At 64.9% G+C, this 23,720-nt stretch carries 21 protein-coding genes; 10 read left to right on the forward strand and 11 right to left on the reverse strand.

The window, feature by feature from the left end:
* Positions 1-200 precede the first annotated feature (200 nt).
* Complete coding sequence (locus ING15_RS03750) at positions 201-3,632, forward strand: class I SAM-dependent DNA methyltransferase (RefSeq protein WP_206453435.1); 3,432 nt, start codon at positions 201-203, stop codon at positions 3,630-3,632.
* Positions 3,633-3,739: 107 nt separating this feature from the next.
* On the opposite strand, the gene ING15_RS03755 is transcribed toward ING15_RS03750, so the two are convergent.
* From ING15_RS03755 to dnaG, 8 genes are all read right to left on the reverse strand, one after another.
* On the reverse strand, positions 3,740-3,976 hold the full coding sequence (locus ING15_RS03755) for a hypothetical protein (protein ID WP_206453436.1): 237 nt from the start codon (positions 3,974-3,976) through the stop codon (positions 3,740-3,742).
* Positions 3,977-4,172: 196 nt separating this feature from the next.
* Positions 4,173-4,883 (reverse strand): hypothetical protein, encoded by a 711-nt coding sequence (locus ING15_RS03760; protein ID WP_206453437.1) that lies wholly within the window; start codon positions 4,881-4,883, stop codon positions 4,173-4,175.
* An 87-nt stretch (positions 4,884-4,970) separates the two neighbouring features.
* Positions 4,971-5,705 carry a hypothetical protein gene (locus tag ING15_RS03765; protein WP_206453438.1) on the reverse strand — a complete coding sequence of 245 codons (735 nt, stop codon included), beginning with the start codon at positions 5,703-5,705 and terminating at the stop codon, positions 4,971-4,973.
* A 202-nt stretch (positions 5,706-5,907) separates the two neighbouring features.
* Positions 5,908-6,381 (reverse strand): helix-turn-helix domain-containing protein, encoded by a 474-nt coding sequence (locus ING15_RS03770; RefSeq protein WP_206453439.1) that lies wholly within the window; start codon positions 6,379-6,381, stop codon positions 5,908-5,910.
* A gap of 49 nt (positions 6,382-6,430) precedes the next feature.
* Entirely contained in the window at positions 6,431-6,718 is a 288-nt protein-coding gene (locus ING15_RS03775) for an HlyU family transcriptional regulator (RefSeq protein WP_206453440.1), read from the reverse strand.
* 68 nt (positions 6,719-6,786) lie between these two features.
* Positions 6,787-7,395: a Uma2 family endonuclease gene (locus tag ING15_RS03780; protein WP_206453441.1), complete on the reverse strand. Its 609-nt coding sequence runs from the start codon at positions 7,393-7,395 to the stop codon at positions 6,787-6,789.
* Positions 7,396-7,427: 32 nt separating this feature from the next.
* The gene (gene rpoD / locus ING15_RS03785; protein ID WP_206453442.1) at positions 7,428-9,419 is read right to left on the reverse strand and encodes an RNA polymerase sigma factor RpoD; all 1,992 of its coding nucleotides are present in this window, start codon (positions 9,417-9,419) and stop codon (positions 7,428-7,430) included.
* Between the two features lie 312 nt (positions 9,420-9,731).
* A complete protein-coding gene (gene dnaG / locus ING15_RS03790; protein ID WP_206453443.1) occupies positions 9,732-11,681 on the reverse strand; it encodes a DNA primase in 1,950 nt (649 codons plus the stop codon).
* Between the two features lie 143 nt (positions 11,682-11,824).
* Here dnaG and ING15_RS03795 point away from each other — a divergent pair, with 143 nt between their 5' ends.
* Together ING15_RS03795 and ING15_RS03800 are read left to right on the forward strand one after the other, a co-directional pair.
* A complete protein-coding gene (locus ING15_RS03795; protein ID WP_206453444.1) occupies positions 11,825-12,181 on the forward strand; it encodes a CidA/LrgA family protein in 357 nt (118 codons plus the stop codon).
* Positions 12,174-12,893 (forward strand): LrgB family protein, encoded by a 720-nt coding sequence (locus ING15_RS03800; protein ID WP_206453445.1) that lies wholly within the window; start codon positions 12,174-12,176, stop codon positions 12,891-12,893. The genes ING15_RS03795 and ING15_RS03800 overlap by 8 nt, the downstream gene beginning before the upstream one ends.
* A 104-nt stretch (positions 12,894-12,997) precedes the next feature.
* Here ING15_RS03800 and ING15_RS03805 read toward each other — a convergent pair whose 3' ends face one another.
* Positions 12,998-13,315: a hypothetical protein gene (locus ING15_RS03805; RefSeq protein ID WP_206453446.1), complete on the reverse strand. Its 318-nt coding sequence runs from the start codon at positions 13,313-13,315 to the stop codon at positions 12,998-13,000.
* Between the two features lie 370 nt (positions 13,316-13,685).
* Here ING15_RS03805 and ING15_RS03810 point away from each other — a divergent pair, with 370 nt between their 5' ends.
* Both ING15_RS03810 and ING15_RS03815 read left to right on the forward strand, forming a co-directional pair.
* Positions 13,686-15,176: an AAA family ATPase gene (locus tag ING15_RS03810; RefSeq protein ID WP_232845544.1), complete on the forward strand. Its 1,491-nt coding sequence runs from the start codon at positions 13,686-13,688 to the stop codon at positions 15,174-15,176.
* The gene (locus ING15_RS03815; RefSeq protein ID WP_206453448.1) at positions 15,176-16,015 is read left to right on the forward strand and encodes a hypothetical protein; all 840 of its coding nucleotides are present in this window, start codon (positions 15,176-15,178) and stop codon (positions 16,013-16,015) included. Before ING15_RS03810 ends, ING15_RS03815 begins: the two co-directional genes overlap by 1 nt.
* Before the next feature lie 149 nt (positions 16,016-16,164).
* Here the strand turns inward: ING15_RS03815 and ING15_RS03820 are convergent, their stop codons facing one another.
* Complete coding sequence (locus ING15_RS03820; protein WP_206453449.1) at positions 16,165-16,614, reverse strand: GatB/YqeY domain-containing protein; 450 nt, start codon at positions 16,612-16,614, stop codon at positions 16,165-16,167.
* Between the two features lie 383 nt (positions 16,615-16,997).
* Between ING15_RS03820 and carA the strand changes: the two genes are divergently transcribed.
* Positions 16,998-18,185, forward strand: a complete 1,188-nt coding sequence (gene carA, locus ING15_RS03825; RefSeq protein WP_206453450.1) for a glutamine-hydrolyzing carbamoyl-phosphate synthase small subunit — start codon at positions 16,998-17,000, stop codon at positions 18,183-18,185.
* A 102-nt stretch (positions 18,186-18,287) separates the two neighbouring features.
* Here carA and ING15_RS03830 read toward each other — a convergent pair whose 3' ends face one another.
* The gene (locus tag ING15_RS03830; protein ID WP_206453451.1) at positions 18,288-18,425 is read right to left on the reverse strand and encodes a hypothetical protein; all 138 of its coding nucleotides are present in this window, start codon (positions 18,423-18,425) and stop codon (positions 18,288-18,290) included.
* A gap of 306 nt (positions 18,426-18,731) precedes the next feature.
* Between ING15_RS03830 and ING15_RS03835 the strand changes: the two genes are divergently transcribed.
* The 4 genes from ING15_RS03835 to ING15_RS03850 all read left to right on the forward strand — a co-directional run bounded on the left by ING15_RS03835 (position 18,732) and on the right by ING15_RS03850 (position 23,718).
* Positions 18,732-18,992, forward strand: a complete 261-nt coding sequence (locus ING15_RS03835; protein ID WP_206453452.1) for a helix-turn-helix domain-containing protein — start codon at positions 18,732-18,734, stop codon at positions 18,990-18,992.
* Between the two features lie 183 nt (positions 18,993-19,175).
* Complete coding sequence (gene carB, locus ING15_RS03840) at positions 19,176-22,607, forward strand: carbamoyl-phosphate synthase large subunit (protein WP_206453453.1); 3,432 nt, start codon at positions 19,176-19,178, stop codon at positions 22,605-22,607.
* A gap of 184 nt (positions 22,608-22,791) precedes the next feature.
* Positions 22,792-23,265, forward strand: a complete 474-nt coding sequence (gene greA / locus ING15_RS03845) for a transcription elongation factor GreA (protein ID WP_206453454.1) — start codon at positions 22,792-22,794, stop codon at positions 23,263-23,265.
* A gap of 30 nt (positions 23,266-23,295) precedes the next feature.
* Positions 23,296-23,718, forward strand: a complete 423-nt coding sequence (locus ING15_RS03850) for a hypothetical protein (protein WP_206453455.1) — start codon at positions 23,296-23,298, stop codon at positions 23,716-23,718.
* The last annotated feature ends 2 nt before the right edge of the window (positions 23,719-23,720 follow it).

Consider the following 23,720-nt stretch of genomic DNA (forward strand, 5'->3'; position numbering starts at 1 on the left):
TCGGGGGCACCAGGGTCGAGCCACGGGTCAAGCCCCGTCCTTCGGACCCTATCAGGAGAGAGGGGAGTGCGGCGGCGAGGCCAGGTGAAAACTCTGGCATTCCCGGTGGCGGAACAGCTAAGCTCGGCTGCGCATCCCCAGGGACCGGCGAGTCCGTCATGGATGGCAGAACCTCAGCGACGGCCAAGACCGGGAGGGGCATGAGCAACGCGGATATATTCATCGAACGCTGGACGGCGCGCGAAGGCGGGGCGGAGCGCGCCAACTACCAGATGTTCCTGTCCGAACTCTGCGACCTGATCGGCGTCCCGCGGCCCGATCCGGCCGGCGCCGAGCGCGACTTCAACGACTATGTGTTCGAGCGCGCGGTGCGGCCGCGCGAAAGCGAGGCATCGTCGGCGCCCAAGCGCATCGACCTCTACAAGAAGGGCTGCTTCATCCTCGAAGCCAAGCAGTCGCGGCTGCCGGGGGCGAAGAACGCCCTGCCCGGCCACGACGCCAAGCAGCTCTCGATGCTCGGCGATGAGCCCGAACGTCTCGGCCGGCGCGGCGCTGGGCGCGGCTGGGACGTGATGATGCAGAACGCCCGGCGGCAGGCGGAGACCTATGTCTTCCTGCTCGACACGGCGCATCCCGCCCCGCCCTTCCTGATCACCTGCGACGTCGGCAACGCGCTGGAGCTCTTCGCCGACTTTTCCGGCACCGGCCGCGCCTACAGCCAGTTTCCCGACCGCAAGGGTTTTCGGGTCTATCTGGAGGATCTGCGCAAGCCCGAGACGCGGGACCTGCTGGCGAAGATCTGGACCGACCCGAAAAGCCTCGATCCGGCGCGCGAATCGGCGCGCGTCACCCGCGAGATCGCCAAGCGGCTGGCGGAGGTATCGAAGGCGCTGGAGGTCGGCCATGCGCCCGAGGACGTGGCGCATTTCCTGATGCGCTGCATCTTCACGATGTTCGCCGAGGACGTCGATCTCCTGCCGAAAGGCGCGTTCACCAAGCTGCTCGAAGATTGCGTGACGTCGCCCGATGCTTTCGTGCCGCTGGTCGAGGAGTTGTGGGCGAAGATGGACGCGCCCAAGCGCGATGCGCGCTTCTTCTCGGCCTTCCGAACGCATCTCCGGCATTTCAACGGCAATCTGTTCAGACAAGCCCGCGCCTTTCCGCTCGGCCGCGAGGAGATCGGCGAGCTTCTGGCGGCGGCGAAGGCGAAATGGACCGAGGTCGATCCGGCGATCTTCGGCACGCTGCTGGAACAGGCGCTGGAGAAGACCGAGCGCAAGCGCCTTGGCGCCCACTACACGCCGCGCGCCTATGTGCAGCGGCTGGTCGAGGTGACGGTGATGGAGCCGCTGCGCGAGGACTGGCGCAAGGCACTGACCAAGGCGGAGGCGGCCAAGGAGGACGGCGACGACAAGAAAGCCGCGAAGATCGTCGCCCGCTTCCACCACCAGCTTTGCCAGACGCGGGTGCTGGACCCGGCCTGCGGCACCGGCAATTTTCTCTATGTCAGCCTCGAACTGATGAAGCGGCTGGAGGGCGAGGTGCTGGAGACGCTGGCGCGGCTGGGCGTCACCGAGAGCCTCGGGCTGGAACGCGAGACGGTCGACCCGCACCAGTTTCTGGGGCTGGAGCTGAACCCGCGCGCGGCGGCGATCGCCGAGCTGGTGGTGTGGATCGGCTATCTGCAGCAGCATTACCGCACCAGAGACGGCCACCCGGCCGAACCGATCCTGAGGGCGTTCAGGAACATCAATTTCGGCCGCCGCGAGGGATATGATGCGGTACTGATCTGGGACGGCTATCCGCTGCCGACGGTGGTGGAGACCGACGGCAGGCGTGTCGAGACCTACCCCAACGCGCGCCGGCCGGACTGGCCCGAGGCGGAGTTCATCGTCGGCAATCCGCCATTCATCGGCGGCAAGGATGTGCGTTCGCGCCTCGGCGCAACCTATGCCGAGGCGCTGTGGAAAGCGCACAAGCCCATGAACGAAAGCGCCGATTTCGTCATGTACTGGTGGGACCGGGCGGCCGAACTGTTGACCCGCAAGAAGACGCCGTTGCGGCGCTTCGGGCTGGTGACAACCAATTCGATCAGCCAGGTGTTCCAGCGCCGGGTGATGGAACGACATCTGAACGCCAAGAAGCCGGCCAGCCTCGTCTTCGCGATCCCCGACCATCCGTGGACCAAGGCAACGAAGGACAGCGCGGCGGTGCGCATCGCGATGACGGTGGCGGAGGCGGGCGCGAAAGACGGGACGCTGCTGGAAACCCTATCCGAGACGGCGCTCGATACGGACGAGCCGGAGATCGTGTTCGAGCGGCGCGAAGGTAAGATCAATTCGGATCTGAGCGTCGGAACGGATCTCACGAACCTGACAAAACTCGCGGCGAACAGAGGTTTATCATCGCGAGGCGTAGTGCTCCACGGGAAGGGTTTCATTGTGACGCCCCAGCAAGCCCGCTTACTCGGCATGGGCACGACATCCGCTGCCGAGATGCACATACGACCCTATCGCAATGGCCGAGACCTAACGGCAAGAGCAAGGGGCGTTATGGTGATAGACCTATTCGGGCTCACCGACGACGAAGTTCGTCTTTCCATGCCCGAGGTTTATCAACATGTCCTGGAACATATTAAGCCGGAACGAGATGCCAATCGCCGCGCTTATCGTCGAGAAAACTGGTGGCTTTTCGGAGAGAACGTGCCGGACGCACGCGATGCATGGAGAGGACTAGATCGGTACATTGCCACAGTCGAAACAGCGAAGCATCGAGTGTTTCAGTTTCTCGACGCATCCATTCTACCGGACAACAAGCTGATTTGCCTCGCCGATTCCGACGCTTTGCATCTGGCGACTGTTCATTCCCATATTCATTTTGTCTGGTATCTAGCCAATTCTGCAATGCTTGGCATTTACGACAAAGAAGCAGTCTACGTGAAATCTCGCTGCTTCGACCCCTTCCCCTTCCCTGACCCGCCCGACGCGCTGAAGGACCAGCTTCGCGCCGCCGGCGAGGAACTGGACGCGACGCGCAAGCGCGTTTTGGCCCAGCATCCCGACCTGACCCTGACCGGGCTCTACAACGTCCTCGAAAAGCTCAAATCCGGCGAAGCGCTGTCGGACAAGGACCAGGACGTGAAAACGCGCGGGCTGGTGCTGATCCTGAAAGAGCTGCACGAGACGATCGATCGGCTGACGGCGGAAGCCTATGGCTGGCCGGCGGACCTTGCCGACGACGAAATCCTCGAAAAGCTGGTGGCGCTGAACGCCGAACGGGCCAAGGAAGAAGCAGAGGGGCACGTGCGCTGGCTGCGGCCGGACTACCAGATTCCGCGTTTCGCCAAGGGCAAGGCGGCGAAGACCGGCGAACTGGCCCTTGGCGAGGCGGTGGTGGCGATCGACGCCGGCAAGCCGGCCTTCCCGTCAGAGCGCACCGAACAGCCGCTGGCCGTCGACGCGCTGCTGATCGCCGCCGGCCGGCCGATGAGCGCGGCGGAGATCGCCCGCGGCTTCAAGCGCGGCGGCAAGCGGATCGAACCACGGGTGGAACAGGCGCTGACGGTGCTGGCGCGCTACGGCCATGTCAGCGCGCTGGAGGGCGGCCGCTACGCCGCGCGGCGGGCGGCGTAGCGGGCGGCGTTCCTCCTCCGCTTGCGGGAGAAAGCCAGGCGGCGGCTGTTCCCACGCAAGAACGGGAGAGCGGCGGCCAAGCGGCGCGGCGGCCGATGGGCGCCGCGTCAGTTTCGATGGAAGCTGGCGGTCTGCATGCCGCGGCCCGGCAACGCCGTGCATTCGGCCGAGATGCTGTGGTCCGTCGCCGTGTTGACGAGGAGATAGGAATATCGGGTCTGCAATTGTTGGCCGGGTTCGTTGTGGCAGTTGCGGACGCCGATATTGTCGACGCCGGGCAGCTGGACGATCGCGGTGCCGCTCGCCACGACGCTGCGTTCCACGGAGTCATGAATTTCGATCATCGGGATTCTCCTTGATGAATGGTCGAAGCGCGGCTTCGACGGGTTGACGAATGTTTCTCTCGCTTGCCTGTCTTTCCTTGCCGCGCCGCTTGGGGGAGTTAGAGCGGTGCGTCCACTCGGACGCACAAAGGGCGCTCTAACACTTTGATTAAGCATCGGAATCCAAAAACCGGATTCCACTTCTTGGTCCGATTCTCTAGAACCCCAACGGCCGGTTGTGGCCCGGCTCCAGGACGAGCAGAGGCTTCAGTTCGGTGTTCGGCGGGATCGCCTTGGCCCAGAGCGTCCCGGCGGGCCACTGCCAGCCGGCATCGATGTCGAAGCCGATCGTGTCGCCGGCCGTATCCGTCGCGATCATGACGCTTCGCCCGAGGCTTTTCGCCATGAAGACGCTCAGATCATAGGTCGACGTCGCCCACATCAGCAGGATCGAGGCCGTCGGCGCGATCACGACCTGCGCTCCCGCCTCGATGTCGAAGCCGCTGTAGGGGACCGCCGGCCCGTCATTGGCCGGAAACATGGCGGCGGCGGACAGGCCGCAGACCATGGCGCGATCGGCCTGGCTCAGCACCGTGACCGCCCCGGCGGTTCCGCCGGATTTCGGCTCGATGCCGGTGGTCGACACCTCGGCGAGTTCCCCCTTTGAGATCGCCGCCTGGTCGCCGGCGGCGACGGCATGGTCGACGGCGATCGGATCGAGCGAGACGTAGACGCTGAAATGGCGCCGGGCCGTATCGACGGAGATCGCCTCGACGAACTCGGCGTCCCCAAGGCGGCTCGCGACCAGCGGCACGCCGCTCCTGTTCGAGCTGACGACCTGCCGAAAGCCGTAGAGCTGGAAGCCGCTCGCCTTGAGGCGGGCCGCGCTGCCCTTCGCCAGCTGAATCGTCAGCGTCCCGCCAGCCATTTCGGCCTCCCCGGCCCGCGATCGGTTGCCCGATGCCCGTTCCGCGCGGCCTTCGAGCCGGGCGAAGCGAGCATCGGCAGAGGTGGATCAGGCGGCGACGTGCCGGCGTTGCCGCGCGGCGCGGGCCAGGCTTGAGTCCTGTTCGATCAGAAGATCGCCCAGCAGCGCCTTGGCCGGCGTCGGCTGAGCCCAGGTGGCATCGCTCCAGTTCCAGCCGTCGTTGAGGACGTAGCCGACCGACCGGCTCTTCACGCCATCGACGGTGGGAGCACTGGTCAGATCGACCATCAGCCCTTGCGAGAAGGATTGATAGATGACCTGCCCGGTGTTGAATTTCGCCGTGGCGAACATCAGCAGGACCTTCTCGATCGGCGCGATCAGCTCCTCGGTCATGCCGTGCAGGGTCAACGCGCACATCGGCACGAAGACGCCGCCGGCCTCCTGCGACAGGCCACTCGTCCACTGGCCGCCGGACACCGGGTTCGACAAGGTCACTACGCCATCCTCGCCGGACGACGCGGCGCTGAGGTTGCCGTCCTTGTCGACGGTGACGGTCTGCCCGAGATCGACGGCCAGGTCCGTCTCCGCGTCGATGCTGCCATTGGGCACGATGGCGCTGGTCGACACGTAAGCCTGGTAGCTCTCGGTCCAGTCGACCTTCGTCGATTGCATGAAGGTCTGGGTCTTGAACCACAGGACCGGCTCGGCGCCGCCCGCCGTCGTCTTCACGGATTTGAACGCGAAGAGCGACCAGCCCTCGTTCTTGAGGGTGGTGATATCGGGACCGGACAAAGCGATCTGGATTTCATAGTGCGTCGTCATCGAAATTCTCCTTGGCTGAGGGGAATCACGCGCGGCTGGGACAAAGCTGCTCCGACCGGCGACCGGTTGCGGGCCGCACAGGGGACCACAACCTAGCCAAGCAATCATGAGGCATTTTTACACTTTATAGTTGTGTTTCTGTTGCGTGCAACGCATGCCGTAACGGAATTCATTGCGCAGGAAAGAAGGGCGAGGCTTCTCTTCAATGCTCGATGGCGGTCATTCGCTCGAGTAGCACGGCGAGGACGTTCGCCGTCGTCGCCATTTCCTGGCAAGTGATATCCTGGAACAGGACCCTGGCCGCCTCGACAGGATCCGCCATTGGAAGCTTGTGCTGCGTCATGCTTCCTTGTCCGGTGAGCAGCCAGTCGATGGAGATATCGAGGGTCTGACAAAGAGCGATCAGGTGGGGGACGGAAATGGACCGGCCTTGTTGCCAGCGACTGATCGCGCTTTCATGGACGCCCAATTCGACAGCAAGCGCGTACTGCTTGCCAATCTGGCGCACCTGCAACGCGACCTTGAGACGTATTCCCCAGTGGTCCACGGTGACGTCCTCGTTATGATGGGCTTCAGGAGCGTTCTCCGTACTGAAGCCGTACCCACAAACCGAGACGGCATGGACAAAGAGCGCCCCCGGGCCCCCGGAACGCTCTTTCCCGACGTGGAACCGCATGGAAAACGCCAAAGGCCTTCTCGCCCACAGAGGGGAAAAAGGGACGGCCTCAACCGAACAGGCGCTCGCCCTGCTCGTCGATGACCTGGCGGGCCTTGATCAGCGCGAAGCGCGCGGCCTCCTCCTCGGAGGGAAACAGATCGGCGCGGATCAGCCGGTGGGTCTTCGTCTCGCCGCCGATCTCCTTGGTGATCGTCGCGGCCAGCCGGTACTGCCCGCCCTCGGCCATCGGCGTCGCGGCGATGGAAAAACCCTCATAGGTTTCCTCGGCGGCGACACGCGGCGCGCTCGGTTCGGTGGCGGCGGTGCCGCCAAACAGCTTTTTCAGGAAGGACATCGGCTGGGTTCCGTTTCCGGGGGAGTGGTGCGGTTAGCGGCCGAACCGGCCGCTTCGGCGCCGATCGGTCAGACATGGCCGGACAGGTCGAGGCGAAGCCGCGGGACGCGGAGCGCCTGGAGCGCGGAAGCGGCGGCGGCATGGTCGCTGACCAAACGGTAGCCGGTGGGCGTCGGCTGGCGGTGGACACGGGTTTCGAGCCGCACGGCGTCGACGACCCAGAGCTCCTCGATGCCAAAGGCGGCGTAGATTTCCGCCTTGCGGCCGCGATCCCAGGTGAGGCTGGTGTCGGAAATCTCGATGGCCAGGAGACAGGTCGCGCCATTCAGCCCCTCGAGGCCGACCGCCTTGTCGTAGACGACGAAGTCGGGCTCGAGGAAGGTGTCGGAGGACAGCCGGAAAGTCGTCTCGGGCGTGAAGGCGAGGTCATCGGGAAGCTGGCGGGCGAGTTCGCGGTTCACGAAGGTCTTCAACCGCTCGTGGCGGATTCCCTTGGGCGACATCGGCACGATCTCCCCGCCGATCAGTTCGACGTGCTCGTGCTCGTGCATGATGCCCGCCCGAACCATCGCCTCGATCTCGGCGACCGTAAACGGCCGCCGGCGCAGGCCCTCGGCGGCCTGGGTCGTGCGAGGCTCGGGCGGATCGAGGAGCATCTGGCGGTGGTGCAGGGTCATGGCGGCGATCCTAGCACGGGAACGCCCGAGGGTCAGCTATCCAGGAACGAGCGCAGCTTGCGCGAGCGGCTCGGATGCTTGAGCTTCCTCAGCGCCTTGGCCTCGATCTGGCGAATGCGCTCGCGGGTCACCGAGAACTGCTGGCCGACCTCTTCCAGCGTGTGGTCGGTGTTCATGCCGATGCCGAAGCGCATGCGCAGGACGCGCTCCTCGCGCGGCGTCAGCGAGGCGAGCACGCGGGTCGTCGTCTCGCGCAGATTGCCCTGGATCGCCGCGTCGATCGGCAGAACCGCGTTCTTGTCCTCGATGAAATCGCCGAGATGGGAATCCTCCTCGTCGCCGACCGGCGTTTCGAGGGAGATCGGCTCCTTGGCGATCTTGAGGACCTTGCGGACCTTTTCGAGCGGCATGGCGAGCTTTTCGGCCAGCTCCTCCGGGGTCGGCTCGCGGCCGATCTCGTGCAGCATCTGGCGGCTCGTGCGGACGATCTTGTTGATCGTCTCGATCATGTGCACCGGGATGCGGATGGTGCGGGCCTGATCGGCGATCGAGCGGGTGATCGCCTGGCGGATCCACCAGGTCGCGTAGGTCGAGAACTTGTAGCCGCGCCGATACTCGAACTTGTCCACGGCCTTCATCAGGCCGATATTGCCTTCCTGAATGAGATCAAGGAATTGCAGGCCGCGGTTCGTGTATTTCTTTGCGATCGAAATGACCAGACGCAGATTCGCCTCGACCATTTCCTTCTTGGCCTGGCGGGCCTCGCGCTCGCCCTTCTGGACCATGTGGACGATGCGGCGGAACTCGGTGATCTCCAGACCGGTCTCGGTGGCGAGATTCTGGATCTCCTGGCGCAGCGCCTTGATCTGGTCCTTCTCCGACTGGACCAGCTTGAGCCAGCCCTTGCCGGAGAGATTGGCGATGTGGCGCGTCCAGTTGGGGTCGAGCTCGGAGCCCTGATACTCGCGCAGGAACTCGTCGCGCTTGACGCCGTGGGATTCGGCCAAGCGCAGCAGCCGGCCCTCGTTGCCGACCAGCCGCTTGTTGATGTCGTAGAGCTGGGCGACCAGCGCATCGATGCGGTTCTGGTTGAGCGACAGGCTTTTCACCGCCGTGATCAGCTCTTCCTTCAGCTTCTTGTAGGAACGCTCCTGGCTGGGCGAGAGCGTGCCCTGCGCGGCGAGGCGGTTCTCGACCTGCTGGTCCTGCAGCTTGCGCAGCCGGCGATAGGCGTCGGCGATCTGGTCGAAGATCTCCATGACCTGCGGCCGGATTTCGGCTTCCATGGCGGCGAGTGAAAGGTTGTTGTCGAGGTCGTCGTCCTCTTCCTCCTCTTCCTCGCCCGGCGCCCGCGCGCCCGGTTGCGGCGTGCGCACCGGCTGCGGCGTGGCGCCGTCGGCCGCCGGCGGCGGCGGAGTCGGGGCTTTGGCCTCGGGGCCGGCATAGGTCGCCTCGAGATCGACGATCTCGCGCAGCATGATGTTGCCGTCGTTCAGCTCGTCACGCCAGATGATGATCGCCTGGAACGACAGAGGGCTTTCGCAAAGCCCCGCGATCATCGTCTCGCGGCCGGCCTCGATGCGCTTGGCGATGGCGATCTCGCCCTCGCGCGACAACAGCTCGACCGAGCCCATCTCGCGCAGATACATCCGCACGGGGTCGTCGGTCCGGTCGCCGGCTTCCTTCTTGGTGGTGGTAGCGACCTGAGTCCGTCCGGTCCCCGCTACCTCGGTCGATTCGGAGGCCTCGGCGTTGTCCTCGGCTTCCCCGTCCTCGTCGCTCTCCACCACATTGATGCCCATGTCGCTGAGCATCGACATCATGTCCTCGATCTGTTCCGACGTGACGTCGTCGGCCGACAGCATCGAGTTCAGCTTATCCATGGTCACGAAGCCGCGTTTTTTCGCGGCCTTGATCATCTTCTTGACGGCATCATCGGACAGATCGAGCAAAGGACCGTCGGGTGCAACGGCATCTGGCCGCTCCTCGATCGGCGCCTCGCTTTCTTTGGCCTTGGTCGCCATGCGTTATCTTCTCCAGTTCGCGAGCCGGGACGCACCGCTACACGCGGACCGTCGACGCTGCGGTCATCTTGGCTACCCTTATGCGGCAGCAGCCGTAAACGTTCGCTTAACCATGTCCGGACCGGGCCCGCCATGACGCCTGCGCGGCGACCCAGCGCCCTCAAAAAGGGGCGGGTAGCAAAAAATTCAATATCCGGGATCACACAGCGACCCGGCCGATCGCCGTCATATGATGCGTCAAGGGCTTGAAGGCAATGGTTCGTCGCCCAACGAACACCAGGACGGGGTTCGCCGGAATTCTTGCGATCGTCGTCAGATCGCCTTGGCGGGGCGCCCGGACAAGGTTCCAAAGCCATCGATCAACGCCTCGGTGCCGTCCACCCGCTCGATCTCGCGCTTCACCTCGATCAGATGTGCGAAGGACGCTTCCGAGGATTCGCGCCCCAACGCTTCCTCCGCCTGTTTCAGCTCCAGACTTAGGGATCGCGAACGGTGTTGCAAGTGCAGCGCCTGGCGCACGGCTTCCCGCGCGTCCTCGGGAGCGGCATCGGCGAGGAACGGCCACAGCCGGACCTGCCGGGCCTTGGCCTCGTAGGCGTCGAAAATAGCGCGCGCGCCGCGCCGGACCAGTTCCGCCAGCAGCGCCTCGCGATTGGCGGGCGGGGCTTCGGCATAGGCATCGAGGACCGATGAGCGCAGGCGGTCGAGATCGCCCTCCGGCAACTCCAGATCGGCGAAGTAGTCGAACGCCTCGTGGATCAGAACCGGATGGTTCACGAAACCGAGAACGATCGCGATCTCGCGCAAGGAGGGCTCCGGCACGCGCCGCGGCCTGGTCAGACTGGAGCGGGCGAGCCGGTCGGAGATCGCCGAACGCCGCCCTCCCGCCGCCGCGCCACGACCGGACGAGCCGCCAGAGCGATCCTCGCGGCGCGCGTTGTTGCGGTCCTTGCCGCCGCCATGACCGCCGCTGCCGCTGCCGGCGAAAAACGACCGCAGCCGTTCATCGGCATCCTGCAGATAATGCCGACGCACGCTCTCGTCGCCCACCTGCCGCAGCAAGGCTTTCAGCCGATGTTCCAGATCGGCGCGGCGCTCGGGCGTATCGAACAGACCGCTGGCGGTCTCGCGCATCCATAAAAGGTCGGCGAGCGGCCGCGCCGCGCCGAGCAGGTCGCGCACCGCGTCCGGACCGCCCTCGCGCACCAGATCGTCGGGGTCCTTGCCCTCGGGCAGCAGCGCGAAACGCAGCGAGCGGCCGGGCTTCAGCGCCGGAAGCGCCAGTTCGGCGGCGCGGTGCGCGGCCTTCAGCCCCGCCGCGTCGCCGTCGAAACACAGGATCGGCTCGCCGGCGGTCCGCCATAAAAGGTCGAGCTGGCGTTCGGTCAGCGCCGTGCCGAGTGGGGCGACCGCGTGTTCGATACCGGCCTGGGCGAGCATGATCACGTCCATATAGCCCTCGACCACGACGAGGGTCTCGGCGGCCCGCGCCGCGCGCCGGGCGCGGGCGTGATTGAACAGCACCTGGCCCTTGTGAAAGATCTCCGATTCCGGCGAATTGAGATATTTCGCCTGGGCGTCGGCCGCCATCGCCCGGCCGCCGAAGGCGATGGCGGCCTCGCGCAGATCGGTGATCGGGAACATGATGCGGTCGCGGAACCGGTCGTAGGAAACGGCGATCCCCTCGCCGTGGACGACGAGCCCGGCGGCCTCGATCTCGGCCTTGCCGACGCCCTTGGCGGCCAGATGCTCCTTCAGCCGGTTGCGCGAATTGGGCGCGTAGCCGAGGCCGAACTCTCTCTGGGTCTGCGGATTGAGGCCGCGATCGCGCAGATAGGCCCGCGCCTTGGCACCGTCCGATTCGTGCAGCGTCGTCTGGAAGAACGCCGCCGCGTGGCGCATGGCGTCGAGGATGGTGGCGCGCGCCTCCTCGCGCCGCTCGGCCGCCGGATCACGATCCGGCATGGCCAGCCCCGCCTCCCCGGCCAGCCGCTCCACCGCCTCGGGAAAGGACAGGCCCTCGAGCTCGGTCAGAAAGCGGAAATGGTCGCCCGAGACCCCGCAGCCGAAACAATGGTAGCGGCCCTTCTGATCCTCGCAGTGAAAGGACGGTGTCTTCTCGCCGTGGAACGGGCAGCAGGCCCAGTAGTCCCCTCGCCCCGGCTGCGACTTGCGGCGATCCCAGGCGACGCGGCGGCCGATCACCTCCGAGATCGGAACCCGGTCGCGAATGTCATCGAGGAAGGAAGGCGGAAAGCGCATGGATTGCCTGATAGGTCGGACTCGTCTCCGATCATAGCCCCCATTGCTAACGTCCGTCAGCAATCGCGTCGCCATTCGGTCGCGCTTGCGGATGGACGCGCAATTCGGCGATAGCTTGGCGTCCGCAAAGCCGGGAGCCGATCATGCTGCAAGCCCTCACCGCCATTTTCGTCTGCCAGCTCGCCGGCGAGGCGATCACCGTCGCCACCGCCCTGCCCCTCCCCGGCCCGGTCATCGGCATGGCGCTTTTGTTCGCCGCGCTGCTGATCAAGGGCAATGTTCCGCAAAACCTCGGCGCGGTCGGCGACGGGCTGCTGGCCAATCTCTCGCTTTTATTCGTGCCGGCCGGCGCCGGCATCATGGTGCATCTCGCCCGGCTGGAAGGCGACGCGCTGCCGATCGGCATAACGCTGATCGTCTCGACGCTCCTGACGATCGCCGTCACCGCCCTGGTGATGAATCGCTTCGGCCCCGGCCGGAAGGAGCAGAGCGATGCCTGACCGGCTGACCGACGTCTGGGTTTATCTGGCCGCGAGCCCGCTCCTGTCGCTGACCATGACGCTGATCGCCTATCAGGCGGCGAGCTTCGTCTATCGCAAGGCCGGATCGACGGCGCTGCTCAATCCCGTACTGGTCACGGTGATCCTCGTCGTCGCGGCGCTGACGCTGACCGGGACGAGCTACCAGACCTATTTCGAGGGCGCGCAGTTCATCCACTTCCTGCTCGGCCCGGCGACGGTGGCGCTGGCGATCCCGCTCTACCGCCAGTTCGACAAGGTGCGCCAGAGCGCCGCCGCCATCGCAGCGAGCCTTCTCACCGGCTCGCTGACGGCGATCGTGTCGGCCGTCGGCCTCGGCCTTTTGTTGCGAGCCGACCCGATCAGCCTGATCGCGCTGGCGCCGAAATCGGCGACCGCGCCGGTCGCCATGGGCATTGCCGAAAAGCTCGGCGGCCTGCCCTCGCTGACGGCGGTGCTGGTGATCGCGACCGGCATCTTGGGCGCCGCGCTCGGGCCGGTGCTGCTCGATGCCCTCGGCATTCGCGATCCGGCGGCGCGCGGCTTTGCCCTGGGCACGGCCTCGCACGGCATCGGCACGGCGCGGGCGCTGCAGGAAAGCGAGGTGGCGGGCGCGTTTTCCGGCCTCGCCATGGGCCTCAACGCCCTGGCGACGGCGATCATCCTGCCGCTGATCTGGGCACTGCTGTTTTGAGTGGGGCCTCTGGCAGTGGGCGCGGACGGCGGGTGGGAGGCGGACATACGGGTCAGCTTGATCGTCCTGGCGATCTCAGACCGGTCGCTGCCGGGCTGACCACCCTACTTGGTCGCAGAGTGAAAGTCGGCAGGCTTCTTGGCGACCCATTTTACGAATCGTGCGACCGTCTGGTTGTCCGTAAGGGGCGTCCCGCTTTCTGCGTGGCGGACCAGTTCGCTCGCCGTGAAATTGGCGTCGATGGTCTCCCGGCAGATGGGATGGACAAGAACGGTGTCACGGCCACCCCGGCTTTTGGGGATCGGGTGGAAACGGTCCACGGTCTCACCCAGCAATCGGCCGCAGAGCCAGCACGGCTCAGGAGGCGCGGTTGCGGTGGCCTCGTTCTCGAGCCAACTCGCGTCCCGAATTTTTCGCGCCATCTCGCAACTCCTATTGCGCAGAACATGGTGCGGCATTGGGCTGTGGCACTATCTGCATTCGGCGCGAGTGATGGGCCGACTTCACGCGGTCGGTCAAGTCTCCGCGCCATTTTGTCTACCGGAATGGGCCGACAGGAGACTGGCGGCTTTGATCTCGAAATGCAAAGAAGCAGACATTCCGACCGCCGATAGAGCAGCTAACTCTGGATCAACTGCTATTGGTCGTTAGACGCTCAGGAGTGTTTACCATTGCGCGTCGCGCGATGCGCACGCACCATGCGAAAATAATCACCATGGTGGTCACCGACGAAGTATGTTTTTCAGAGTCTTAATCAGTGCGATCCCAAATGACGCGCGAGACTGCGCGTATTTGATCACAGACAGCTGGGACGATTGGTTCTCCTTTCGCACGATGTTCACGGTGCTAGTGATCGACGAGAGGGGTGGCCGCCATCAGATTGGCTCTGTGAAGATCGGCCGTGAGGGGCTCCTGCCCGCCAATCAAGTGCAACCCGGATACCGGGCACCCGAAGTCCCCGCCGAGTTCGATCAGTTGCCGCCTGGCTTCTTCTCTCTCGGCCAAGGAGAGGACTACTACCAATCCCTTGGGATACTGAGCGAGCCGCAAAGACAGCGCATCCTGCTCGGCCTGCGGGACTGTGCCTACGATCTCGATCTTTTCGCTTCGGTCCAAACCGAGCCCTCTATGACACAGTCGCTACTGCGCAGCGTCAGCGCGACCAGCGTCACGGGCCGTTTGCACCGCTTGACGCGTGGCGAAGTAGAGCTCACCGAGTTCAGCTTTCAATACACCCTCCCACCTTCGCAGGCGCCCGACGGTCCACCCATCCTGCCGCCAACGATGAACTTCGCGGTCATGCCCGAATCACAGCCCCCGACAAACGTCCACGTGCTGATAGGACGGAACGGCGTCGGCAAGACGCGTGCCATGGGTGGTCTGATCAAGGCCTTGCTTGACCGTCACGACGACGCGGCCGATTCCGGCGGCCTAGTTCAGTTCGAGATCGTCCGCGCGGGTGAAGGCGCATTCTCGAGCTTGGTGCTGGTGTCCTTCAGCGCCTTCGACGACTTCGCGATCGTTCCCGCGCCAACAGATCCACTACCGATCGAGCAGGTCGGTTTGCGCGAAGCGACCACCGAATTGGAGGCCCAAAAGGGATTAAAGATTGGGAAGGACCTCGCCGTCGACTTTCGCAAGAGCCTCGAGCGGTGTCGAACGGGGCTTCGGCGCGCTCGCTGGCGCGAAGCCGTCGGGATTCTAGAGGCTGACGACCTGTTCGCCGAGGCGGAAATCGGCGAACTCCTAGATGGGGAGGGGGAAGATTGGCGCGCCACGGCAGAGCGACGCTTCGGTCTGCTCAGTTCCGGCCATGCCATCGTCCTTCTTACGATTACGCGTCTGGTTGAGCTCGTAGATGAACGGACGCTCGTGATCATCGACGAACCGGAGGGTCATTTGCACCCGCCGCTACTGTCCGCGTTCATCAGGAGCCTTTCCCGGCTACTCGTGGTACGCAACGGGGTGGCAATCGTGGCGACCCATTCACCAGTGGTGCTGCAGGAGGTGCCACGATCGTGCGCGTGGAAACTTCGGCGCGCAGGCCGCGTGTCTGAGGTCGAACGTCCGGCAATAGAGACCTTTGGCGAGAACGTCGGCATCCTAACACGAGAGGTCTTTAGCCTTGAGGTCACACGCACCGGCTTCCATCGGCTGCTGGCCGAAGCCGTCTTCCAACGCGGTCTCGGCTATGATCAGGTGATCGAGCTCTACGGTGGCCAGCTTGGTGCAGAAGCGCGTGCTATTCTCCGTGCGCTGGTGCTTGAGCGGGACCGAATCTGATGCGTTCTCTCCCGAAGCCTGCATTCAACGCTGCCGATGTACTGAACGCGTGTATCGCCAGCATCCGCGACGCCAGCCTATCCGGTAAGCTGACCGTCGTAGCCAACAATGTGGTGCTCTCGGAAACCGACTACCTGATGCGCGGAGTGGGGATGACGCTCTATACCGTAGCGCCCTCTGACGGCATCGCGGGCGTCTTGACGACCGCGGAAATGAGGCGCGTCTACGCTGCGACGTTCGTGAAGAGTGTGCGAACACGCTCGATGTACGATGCCCTGAAGGCCGCCCCGAGAAACGACGTATGCCCGCTATGCGCACAGCGGACAGTGTCCACACTTGACCACTATCTGCCGCAGACGATCCACGCGAACTTAATCATCGTGCCGATCAATCTCGTCCCCGCCTGCGCCGAATGCAATAAGGGCAAGCTTGATCACCAGCCCAACTCGGAGGTCGAGCAGGGTTTTCATCCTTACTTTGACAATTTCGACGATGCCCAGTGGCTCTCGGCGGAAGTGATTGAGGGCGCACCCGCGGCGCTGCGCTTCTCGGTCTCTGCCCCCCCAGGCTGGCCTCCTGCCAAGTCCGCCCGGGCCGAGGCCCATTTCAAATCTTTCCGGCTGGGCGAGCTATACTCGAGCCACTCCGGCGTTGAACTCAACAACATCCGATTCTCCCTCGAGCGGATCTCGCATAAGGGCACCGCAGACGACATCCGCGCGTTCCTCGCCGATCGCGCAGAGAGCGCGAGGCGAGCGTACCTAAACAGCTGGCAGACAGCCACGTATCAGGCGCTCGCCTTATCCGATTGGTTCTGTGAAGGAGGATTCCTCACGTAGCCGAACGGCGACTTCAACTGAGCCCGGGGGATCTTAATGTCCACTTTTAAGAGGTGGCAAGAGCTGCTCCAATATCCGCTTTGGGCGCGAAGCTGCCTTTCCGCCCACTCGTCACGAATGTCCGCGTTGGCTCGCAAACGCCCCCGCCCCTACCGCAGCAAGCCCTTCACCACGGTCGAGGCCTTGCCGATGTCGAGGGTGCCGGGGAAGCGCTCCTTGAGGGCGTTCATGCAGCGGCCGACATCGCGCAGGCCCTTGGCGTCGGTCTCCTCGACCACCTGGCGGCAGGCCTGTTCCATTTCGCCGGAATTGAGCTGCGGGGGGAGCAGGTCGCGGATGACCGCGATTTCCTCGCGCTCCTGTTCGGCCAGTTCCAGCCGGCCCCTGTCTTCGTAGTCCTTGGCCGATTCGATCCGCTGCTTGATCATCTTGGCGAGGATGTGCAGCACTTCGTCGTCGCCGACCGGGTCGCGCCCGGCATTGCGATTGGCAACGTCGCGATCCTTGATCGCCGCGTTGATCAGCCGCAGCGTCGAAATGCGGCGTTTATCCTGGCTTTGGGTCGCTGCGTTCAGAGCGTCCGCGAGATGCTCGCGCATGGTCGTGACTTTCGCGTTTGGCCGAATCCGCCCACGCGGACCGAAGCCGGCCAGCGTGGCGCGTAATCGACACCTGTTCTTAACTTAGGTAAAGCCCCCACGCCCCTACAAGCCGGGGCGGGCTTCGAACTTGACGGGTCGTGTCTCTCAATTGCATCGGACACGGCGCCCGAACGTGTCGCACCGGCGGCCATCCGCCAATGCTGACGCCGCCTCTTGCAGTGCAATGCGGCGCGGATGTAGAGAATTGCCGGGCGGCGCGCAAGGGTGGTTGCGCCAAGGCTGCCATGCGCCGATATCATGGCGAACCGACGCGATCCCTGGCAGATGGCGCCCCGATTGTGGCAATGCGCCAGCATACCCGACGACTGAAAGGTGAGACCATGACCGACGGCTGGACGACGCGCAAGACCACCGCGCTCCTCGTGCTCGCGGACGGAACCGTGATCGAGGGCTTCGGCCTCGGCGCGACCGGCGCGATCGAGGGCGAGGTGTGCTTCAACACCGCATTGACCGGCTATCAGGAAATCCTCACCGACCCCTCCTACAGCCGCCAGATCGTCACCTTCACCTTCCCGCATATCGGCAATGTCGGCGCCAATGCCGAGGACCAGGAAGACCTGACCCCGGCAAGGGCCGCGGGGGCGGTTGGCGCGATCTTCCGGGCCAACATTTCCGAGCCGTCGAACTACCGCTCGGCGGGCCATCTCGACGCCTGGCTGAAACAGCGGGGCGTCATCGCGCTGTCGGGCGTCGACACGCGGGCGCTGACGGCGCTGATCCGCGAGACCGGCATGCCCAACGCGGTGATCGCCCACGATCCGGACGGGAATTTCGACATCGACGCGCTGAAGGCCCGCGCGGCGGCCTGGGGCGGCATCGTCGGGCTCGATCTGGCCAAGGACGTCGGCACGGGCCAGAGCGCGGTCTGGGACGAAAAACCCTGGGTGTGGAACGAAGGCTATGCGGCGGAGGCCGCGCCGCGCTACACGATCGTCGCGATCGACTACGGCACCAAGCGCAATATCCTGCGGCTGATGGCCGGCCAGGGCGCCAAGGTCGTTCTGGTGCCGCCGACGGCGAGCGCCGAGGAGATTCTCGCGCACGAGCCGGACGGGGTATTCCTGTCGAACGGCCCCGGCGACCCGGCCGCGACCGGCGATTACGCCGTGCCGACGGTCAAGACGCTGGTCGACAAGGGCGTGCCGGTGTTCGGCATCTGCCTTGGCCACCAGATGCTGGCTCTGGCGCTCGGCGGGCGGACCGAGAAGATGCATCAGGGCCATCACGGCGCCAACCATCCGGTCAAGGATTTCACCACCGGCAAGGTCGAGATCGTGTCGATGAACCACGGCTTCGCCGTGGCCGCCGATTCCCTCCCCGCCGGCGTCGAGGAGACCCATCGCTCGCTGTTCGACGGCTCGAACTGCGGTCTGCGCGTTGCCGGCAAGCCGGTGTTCTCGGTCCAGCATCACCCCGAGGCCTCACCCGGCCCGCAGGATTCGCACTATCTGTTCCAGCGGTTTTTCCGGATGATCGACGATCACAAGGCCGGCAAGATCGCCGCCTGAGCGCCGGAGCCCCGTCAAAAAGCCGAAAAAACGCGGGAAGGCGCCGGAGCGATCCGGCGCCTTCCTGCTGTCTGCCTATGGGTGTTTCGGTCCGTCGGCGGCTTACGCCGCGCGGAACCGCATCAAGATCCGCTTCACCCAGCTGCGGAAGCCGCAACTGAAGGTAGCATGACGGTGCAGGTCGTCCCTGCCCCGGTCGCCGCCATAGGAAGAGCGGCCGACGATGATATCCGAAAGCATGTTCGCGCTCCTCGTTCGAAATGAAACCCTAGCCACCGAAGGCTTCCATCCGGTCAACTTCAACCGGAAGGAATGATGGTCGCCCGATTGCAATCATTTCATAAATGCGCACTCTGTGCGTTAAGTCAAGCGATTATTGCGCACGAGGTGCATTTTTCGGAGGCATCCACCCAGCAGTTTCGGGACGGAGGCGCGACCGTCGAATCGACTTTTCCGAGGCGACGATCTAAGCAGACCCGGCTTTCTCGAAGCTGGTCCGCCGCGGCGGCGCGGCCCCACGACGTGGCTGTATGGAGGGGAGTTCCGATGGACCCGGAAGCTTTTCGAACCTGGCGCAAATCGCTCGGGCTGAAGCAGAAGGACGCAGCCGAGCGGCTCGGGCTGAAGAAGCGGGTGATCCAATATTACGAAAAGGGCCATCGGGACGGCAAGGCGGTGGAAATCCCGAAGACCGTCGAACTCGCCTGCCTCGCCCTCGCTCTGGGATATGACGCCTATCGCGACGATATCCTCTCGCATGCGGCATCGGCCGGGGGCAAGCGCGGCGGCGACCGCCCCGGAACCTGACAAACGGTCGGGCCGGTTCGGACGAATTTCAGCACACGACCAGATTCCACCGCGCCGGCTCTTTCGGATTGCAATCCGCTTGCCTATAAGCCGGTCTTAGCCTCGACATAACCTGCCGCAACCGGCCGCATCCCTGATGCGGGCGGAATCTTGGCGCGCAACCAAACCGGACGACAGCCTCCCATGCCGAAACGCACCGACATCCACACCATCCTCATCATCGGTGCGGGCCCGATCATCATCGGCCAGGCCTGCGAATTCGACTATTCCGGCACCCAGGCCTGCAAGGCGCTGAAGGAGGAAGGCTATCGGATCGTCCTGGTCAATTCGAACCCGGCGACGATCATGACCGACCCCGATCTCGCCGACGCCACCTACATCGAGCCGATCACGCCGGAGGTGGTCGCCAAGATCATCGCCAAGGAGCGGCCGGACGCGATCCTGCCGACGATGGGCGGGCAGACCGCGCTGAACACGGCGCTGTCGCTGCGGCGCATGGGCGTTCTGGAGAAATACGGTGTCGAGATGATCGGCGCCGACGCCCACGCCATCGACAAGGCGGAGGACCGGGCCCTCTTCCGCCAGGCGATGGCGAAGATCGGCCTGGAGACGCCCCGCTCCGTATTGGCCAACGCCACCGACGCCAAGGCCGCCGATCGGCTCGTCCACGATGATCGCAAAGCCGAGATCATCCGCACGACCGCCGAGCCGGCGGCTCGGGATGCCGCGTTGACCGCGCTCGAGGACGCGTGGCAGCTTGGCGAAGCCGATCGCAAGCAGCGCTACATGACGCGGGCGCTGGCCGCCGCCGCCGAGGCGCTCGACGCGGTCGGCCTGCCGGCCATCATCCGCCCGTCCTTCACTCTCGGCGGCACCGGCGGCGGCATCGCCTACAACCGCTCGGAATTCTTCGAGATCGTCGAGGGCGGGCTCGACGCCTCGCCGACCACCGAGGTGCTGGTTGAGGAGAGCGTGCTCGGCTGGAAGGAATACGAGATGGAGGTCGTTCGCGACAAGGCGGACAACTGCATCATCATCTGTTCGATCGAGAACATCGACCCGATGGGCGTCCATACCGGGGATTCCATCACCGTCGCGCCGGCGCTGACGCTGACCGACAAGGAATACCAGATCATGCGCAACGCCTCGATCGCGGTGTTGCGCGAGATCGGGGTGGAGACCGGCGGCTCGAACGTGCAGTTCGCGGTGAACCCGGAAAACGGGCGCCTGGTCGTCATCGAGATGAACCCGCGGGTCTCCCGCTCCTCGGCGCTGGCCTCCAAGGCGACCGGCTTTCCGATCGCCAAGATCGCCGCCAAGCTTGCCGTCGGCTACACGCTCGACGAACTCGACAACGACATCACCGGCGGCGCGACGCCCGCCTCGTTCGAGCCCTCGATCGACTATGTCGTCACCAAGATCCCGCGTTTCGCCTTCGAGAAATTCCCCGGCGCCGAACCGTATCTGACCACGGCGATGAAGTCGGTCGGCGAAGTCATGGCGATCGGCCGGACCTTCGAGGAATCGCTGCAGAAGGCGCTGCGGGGCCTGGAAACCGGGCTCGACGGCCTCGACGAGATCGAGATTCCCGGCATCGGCGAGGGCGACGACAAGAACGCGATCCGCGCCGCGCTCGGAACGCCAACGCCCGACCGCCTGCTGATGGTCGCCCAGGCGCTGCGCATGGGCACCAGTCCGGAGCAGGTTCACCAATCCTGCAAGATCGACCCGTGGTTCATCGCCCGCATCAAGGCGATCGTCGATCTCGAGGCACGGGTCCGCGAGCACGGCCTGCCCAAGGACGCCGACAACCTGCGCTTCTTGAAGTCGGTCGGCTTTTCCGATGCCCGGCTGGCGAAGCTCGTCGGTCAGGACGAGGCGGATGTCGCCGCCTTGCGGAACCGGCTCGACATTCACCCGGTCTACAAGCGGATCGACACCTGCGCGGCCGAATTCGCCTCCCCTACCCCCTACATGTACTCGACCTACGAGCGGCCTTTCGCCGGCGCGCTGAGGTCCGAAGCCGAGGTCAGCGACGCCAAGAAGGTCGTCATCCTCGGCGGCGGCCCGAACCGGATCGGCCAGGGCATCGAGTTCGATTATTGCTGCTGCCACGCCGCCTTCGCCCTCAAGGACGCCGGCTTCGAGGCGATCATGATCAACTGCAATCCCGAGACCGTCTCGACCGATTACGACACCTCGGACCGGCTGTATTTCGAGCCGCTGACGGCCGAGGACGTGCTGGAGATCCTGAAGGTCGAACAGGCCAGGGGGACGCTGCAGGGGGTCATCGTGCAGTTCGGCGGCCAGACGCCGCTAAAGCTCGCCGACGCGCTGGAAAAGGCCGGCATCCCCATCCTCGGCACCTCGCCGGACGCGATCGACCTCGCCGAGGACCGTGACCGCTTTCAAAAGCTGCTCACCGATCTCGATCTGCGCCAGCCGCGCAACGGCATTGCCCGCTCGGTCGAGGAGGCGCGGCGGATCGTCGCCGAAATCGGCTATCCGGTGGTCATCCGCCCGTCCTACGTGCTCGGCGGCCGGGCGATGGAGATCGTTCGCAACGAGCCGCAGTTCGAGCGCTACATCACCCAGGCCGTGGTCGTCTCGGGCAAATCGCCGGTGCTGATCGACTCCTATCTCAAGGACGCGATCGAGGTGGATGTCGATTGCCTGTCGGACGGCACATCCACCTATGTCGCCGGCATCATGGAGCATATCGAGGAAGCCGGCATCCATTCCGGCGACTCCGCCTGTTCGCTGCCGGTGCGCTCGCTGTCGACGGCGATCACCGACGAGCTTGCCCGCCAGACCCGCGACATGGCGCTGGCGCTCAAGGTCGGCGGCCTGATGAACGTCCAGTTCGCCATTAAGGGCGACGACATCTATGTCCTGGAGGTCAATCCCCGCGCCTCGCGTACCGTGCCGTTCGTCGCCAAGACCATCGGCTCGCCGATCGCCAAGGTGGCGGCGCGGATCATGGCCGGCGAAACCCTCGAGGCGGCCTTCGCGGCCTATGGCGGCGCGCCCGACCCGCGCGGCCTGAAGCATATCGCGGTCAAGGAGGCGGTGTTCCCCTTCGCCCGCTTCCCCGGCGTCGACACCCTGCTCGGCCCCGAGATGCGCTCGACCGGCGAAGTCATGGGTCTCGATTACGACTTCGCCGTCGCCTTTGCCAAGTCACAGCTCGGCGCCGGCGTCGAACTGCCCCGCGACGGCACGGTGTTCGTCTCGGTTCGTGACGGGGACAAGCAGCGCGCCCTCGCGCCCGTCCGCCGGCTCTATGACCTCGGCTTCAAGGTGATCGCGACGGGCGGCACCCAGCGCTTCCTCATCGATAACGGGATCGCCGCCGAGAAGATCAACAAAGTGCTGGAGGGTCGCCCGCATATCGAGGACGCGATTCGCAACCGTCAGGTGCAGCTCGTCCTCAACACCACGGAAGGCGCCAAGGCGCTGTCCGATTCGCGCTCGCTGCGCCGCGCGGCCTTGATCCACAAGGTGCCGTATTACACGACTTTGGCGGGTATGAGCGCCGCCGCCGAGGCAATCGCCGCGCTCAGAACCGGCAATCTTGAAGTTCAGCCGTTGCAATCGTACTTTACGGCTGCCTGATTAAAGCGCGCCCTTCGGACGGGGCGTCAGGCACCGTTGCAGTCCGAATTGTCTCGCTGGTTCCGAACGGCCGCTGCCGTTTGGGGCCGGTTTATTATTGTGCTCCGGCGTCGGGCCTTGGCCTGCCGGCAACCAACGAAAAGACGATGTCGCGGCACGCCCGCGCATGGGAAAGGTGGAGGCCATGGAAAAGGTCCCGATGACGACCCACGGATTTGACGCGCTGCGAGAGGAGCTACGTCGCCGCCAACAGGAAGAGCGGCCGCGGATCATCGCGGCGATCTCCGAGGCACGGGCGCACGGGGACCTTTCCGAAAACGCTGAATACCATGCCGCCAAGGAATCCCAGAGCCTGAACGAGGGGCGTATCTCCGAGTTGGAGGATCTCACCGCCCGCGCCGAGGTCATCGACGTCAAGAAGCTGTCCGGCGACAAGGTGAAGTTCGGCGCGACGGTCAAGCTGGTCGACGAGGATACCGAGGAGGAGAAAGTCTACCAGATCGTCGGAGACCAGGAGGCCGACGTGAAGATGGGACGCATCTCGATCTCCTCACCCATCGCCCGCGCCCTGATCGGCAAGGGCGAAGGCGACACCGTCGAGGTCGCGGCGCCAGGCGGCGCGCGTTCCTACGAAATTCTTCGGGTCAGTTGGGCCTGAGGGATTCCGACGGCTCTGGGAGGCGGCGCGATGGCGAGTATCGAACGGGCCCTTCAAATCGCGACGGCGGCTCATGCCGGGCAGACCGAAAAGGCGGGTGACGCCTTCATCACCCATCCGCGGCGCGTCGCCGACGCCGTTGAAGGCACAGACGCCAGGATCGTCGCGCTGCTCCACGACGTCGTCGAGAAGAACCCGGATTGGCCGCTGTCGCGGCTTCGCGACGAAGGCTTTCCCGACGCGGTGATCGAGGCGGTGGACGCCATGACAAGGCGCGAGGGCGAGGACTATATCGACTTTGCAGGCCGTGCCCTCGCCAACCCGCTCGCACGCCCCGTCAAGATCGCCGATCTCCGGGACAATCTGGAACGCGGCCGCGCCGGCGGCTACGATGCACACCGGCTGGAAAAGTACCGGGAAGTCCTCCGCCTCGCGGGGGAAGTCCCGAACTGAGG

Origin of the sequence: Aurantimonas marina (assembly GCF_017183135.1) — a bacterium.
Lineage (GTDB): Bacteria > Pseudomonadota > Alphaproteobacteria > Rhizobiales > Rhizobiaceae > Aurantimonas > Aurantimonas marina.

Coding starts and splice junctions, on each gene's coding strand:
- ING15_RS03750 (WP_206453435.1), top strand. CDS start 201: ATGAGCAACGCGGATATATTCATCGAACGCTGGACGGCGCGCGAAGGC.
- ING15_RS03755 (WP_206453436.1), bottom strand. CDS start 3,976: ATGATCGAAATTCATGACTCCGTGGAACGCAGCGTCGTGGCGAGCGGC.
- ING15_RS03760 (WP_206453437.1), bottom strand. CDS start 4,883: ATGGCTGGCGGGACGCTGACGATTCAGCTGGCGAAGGGCAGCGCGGCC.
- ING15_RS03765 (WP_206453438.1), bottom strand. CDS start 5,705: ATGACGACGCACTATGAAATCCAGATCGCTTTGTCCGGTCCCGATATC.
- ING15_RS03770 (WP_206453439.1), bottom strand. CDS start 6,381: ATGCGGTTCCACGTCGGGAAAGAGCGTTCCGGGGGCCCGGGGGCGCTC.
- ING15_RS03775 (WP_206453440.1), bottom strand. CDS start 6,718: ATGTCCTTCCTGAAAAAGCTGTTTGGCGGCACCGCCGCCACCGAACCG.
- ING15_RS03780 (WP_206453441.1), bottom strand. CDS start 7,395: ATGACCCTGCACCACCGCCAGATGCTCCTCGATCCGCCCGAGCCTCGC.
- rpoD (WP_206453442.1), bottom strand. CDS start 9,419: ATGGCGACCAAGGCCAAAGAAAGCGAGGCGCCGATCGAGGAGCGGCCA.
- dnaG (WP_206453443.1), bottom strand. CDS start 11,681: ATGCGCTTTCCGCCTTCCTTCCTCGATGACATTCGCGACCGGGTTCCG.
- ING15_RS03795 (WP_206453444.1), top strand. CDS start 11,825: ATGCTGCAAGCCCTCACCGCCATTTTCGTCTGCCAGCTCGCCGGCGAG.
- ING15_RS03800 (WP_206453445.1), top strand. CDS start 12,174: ATGCCTGACCGGCTGACCGACGTCTGGGTTTATCTGGCCGCGAGCCCG.
- ING15_RS03805 (WP_206453446.1), bottom strand. CDS start 13,315: ATGGCGCGAAAAATTCGGGACGCGAGTTGGCTCGAGAACGAGGCCACC.
- ING15_RS03815 (WP_206453448.1), top strand. CDS start 15,176: ATGCGTTCTCTCCCGAAGCCTGCATTCAACGCTGCCGATGTACTGAAC.
- ING15_RS03820 (WP_206453449.1), bottom strand. CDS start 16,614: ATGCGCGAGCATCTCGCGGACGCTCTGAACGCAGCGACCCAAAGCCAG.
- carA (WP_206453450.1), top strand. CDS start 16,998: ATGACCGACGGCTGGACGACGCGCAAGACCACCGCGCTCCTCGTGCTC.
- ING15_RS03830 (WP_206453451.1), bottom strand. CDS start 18,425: ATGCTTTCGGATATCATCGTCGGCCGCTCTTCCTATGGCGGCGACCGG.
- ING15_RS03835 (WP_206453452.1), top strand. CDS start 18,732: ATGGACCCGGAAGCTTTTCGAACCTGGCGCAAATCGCTCGGGCTGAAG.
- carB (WP_206453453.1), top strand. CDS start 19,176: ATGCCGAAACGCACCGACATCCACACCATCCTCATCATCGGTGCGGGC.
- greA (WP_206453454.1), top strand. CDS start 22,792: ATGGAAAAGGTCCCGATGACGACCCACGGATTTGACGCGCTGCGAGAG.
- ING15_RS03850 (WP_206453455.1), top strand. CDS start 23,296: ATGGCGAGTATCGAACGGGCCCTTCAAATCGCGACGGCGGCTCATGCC.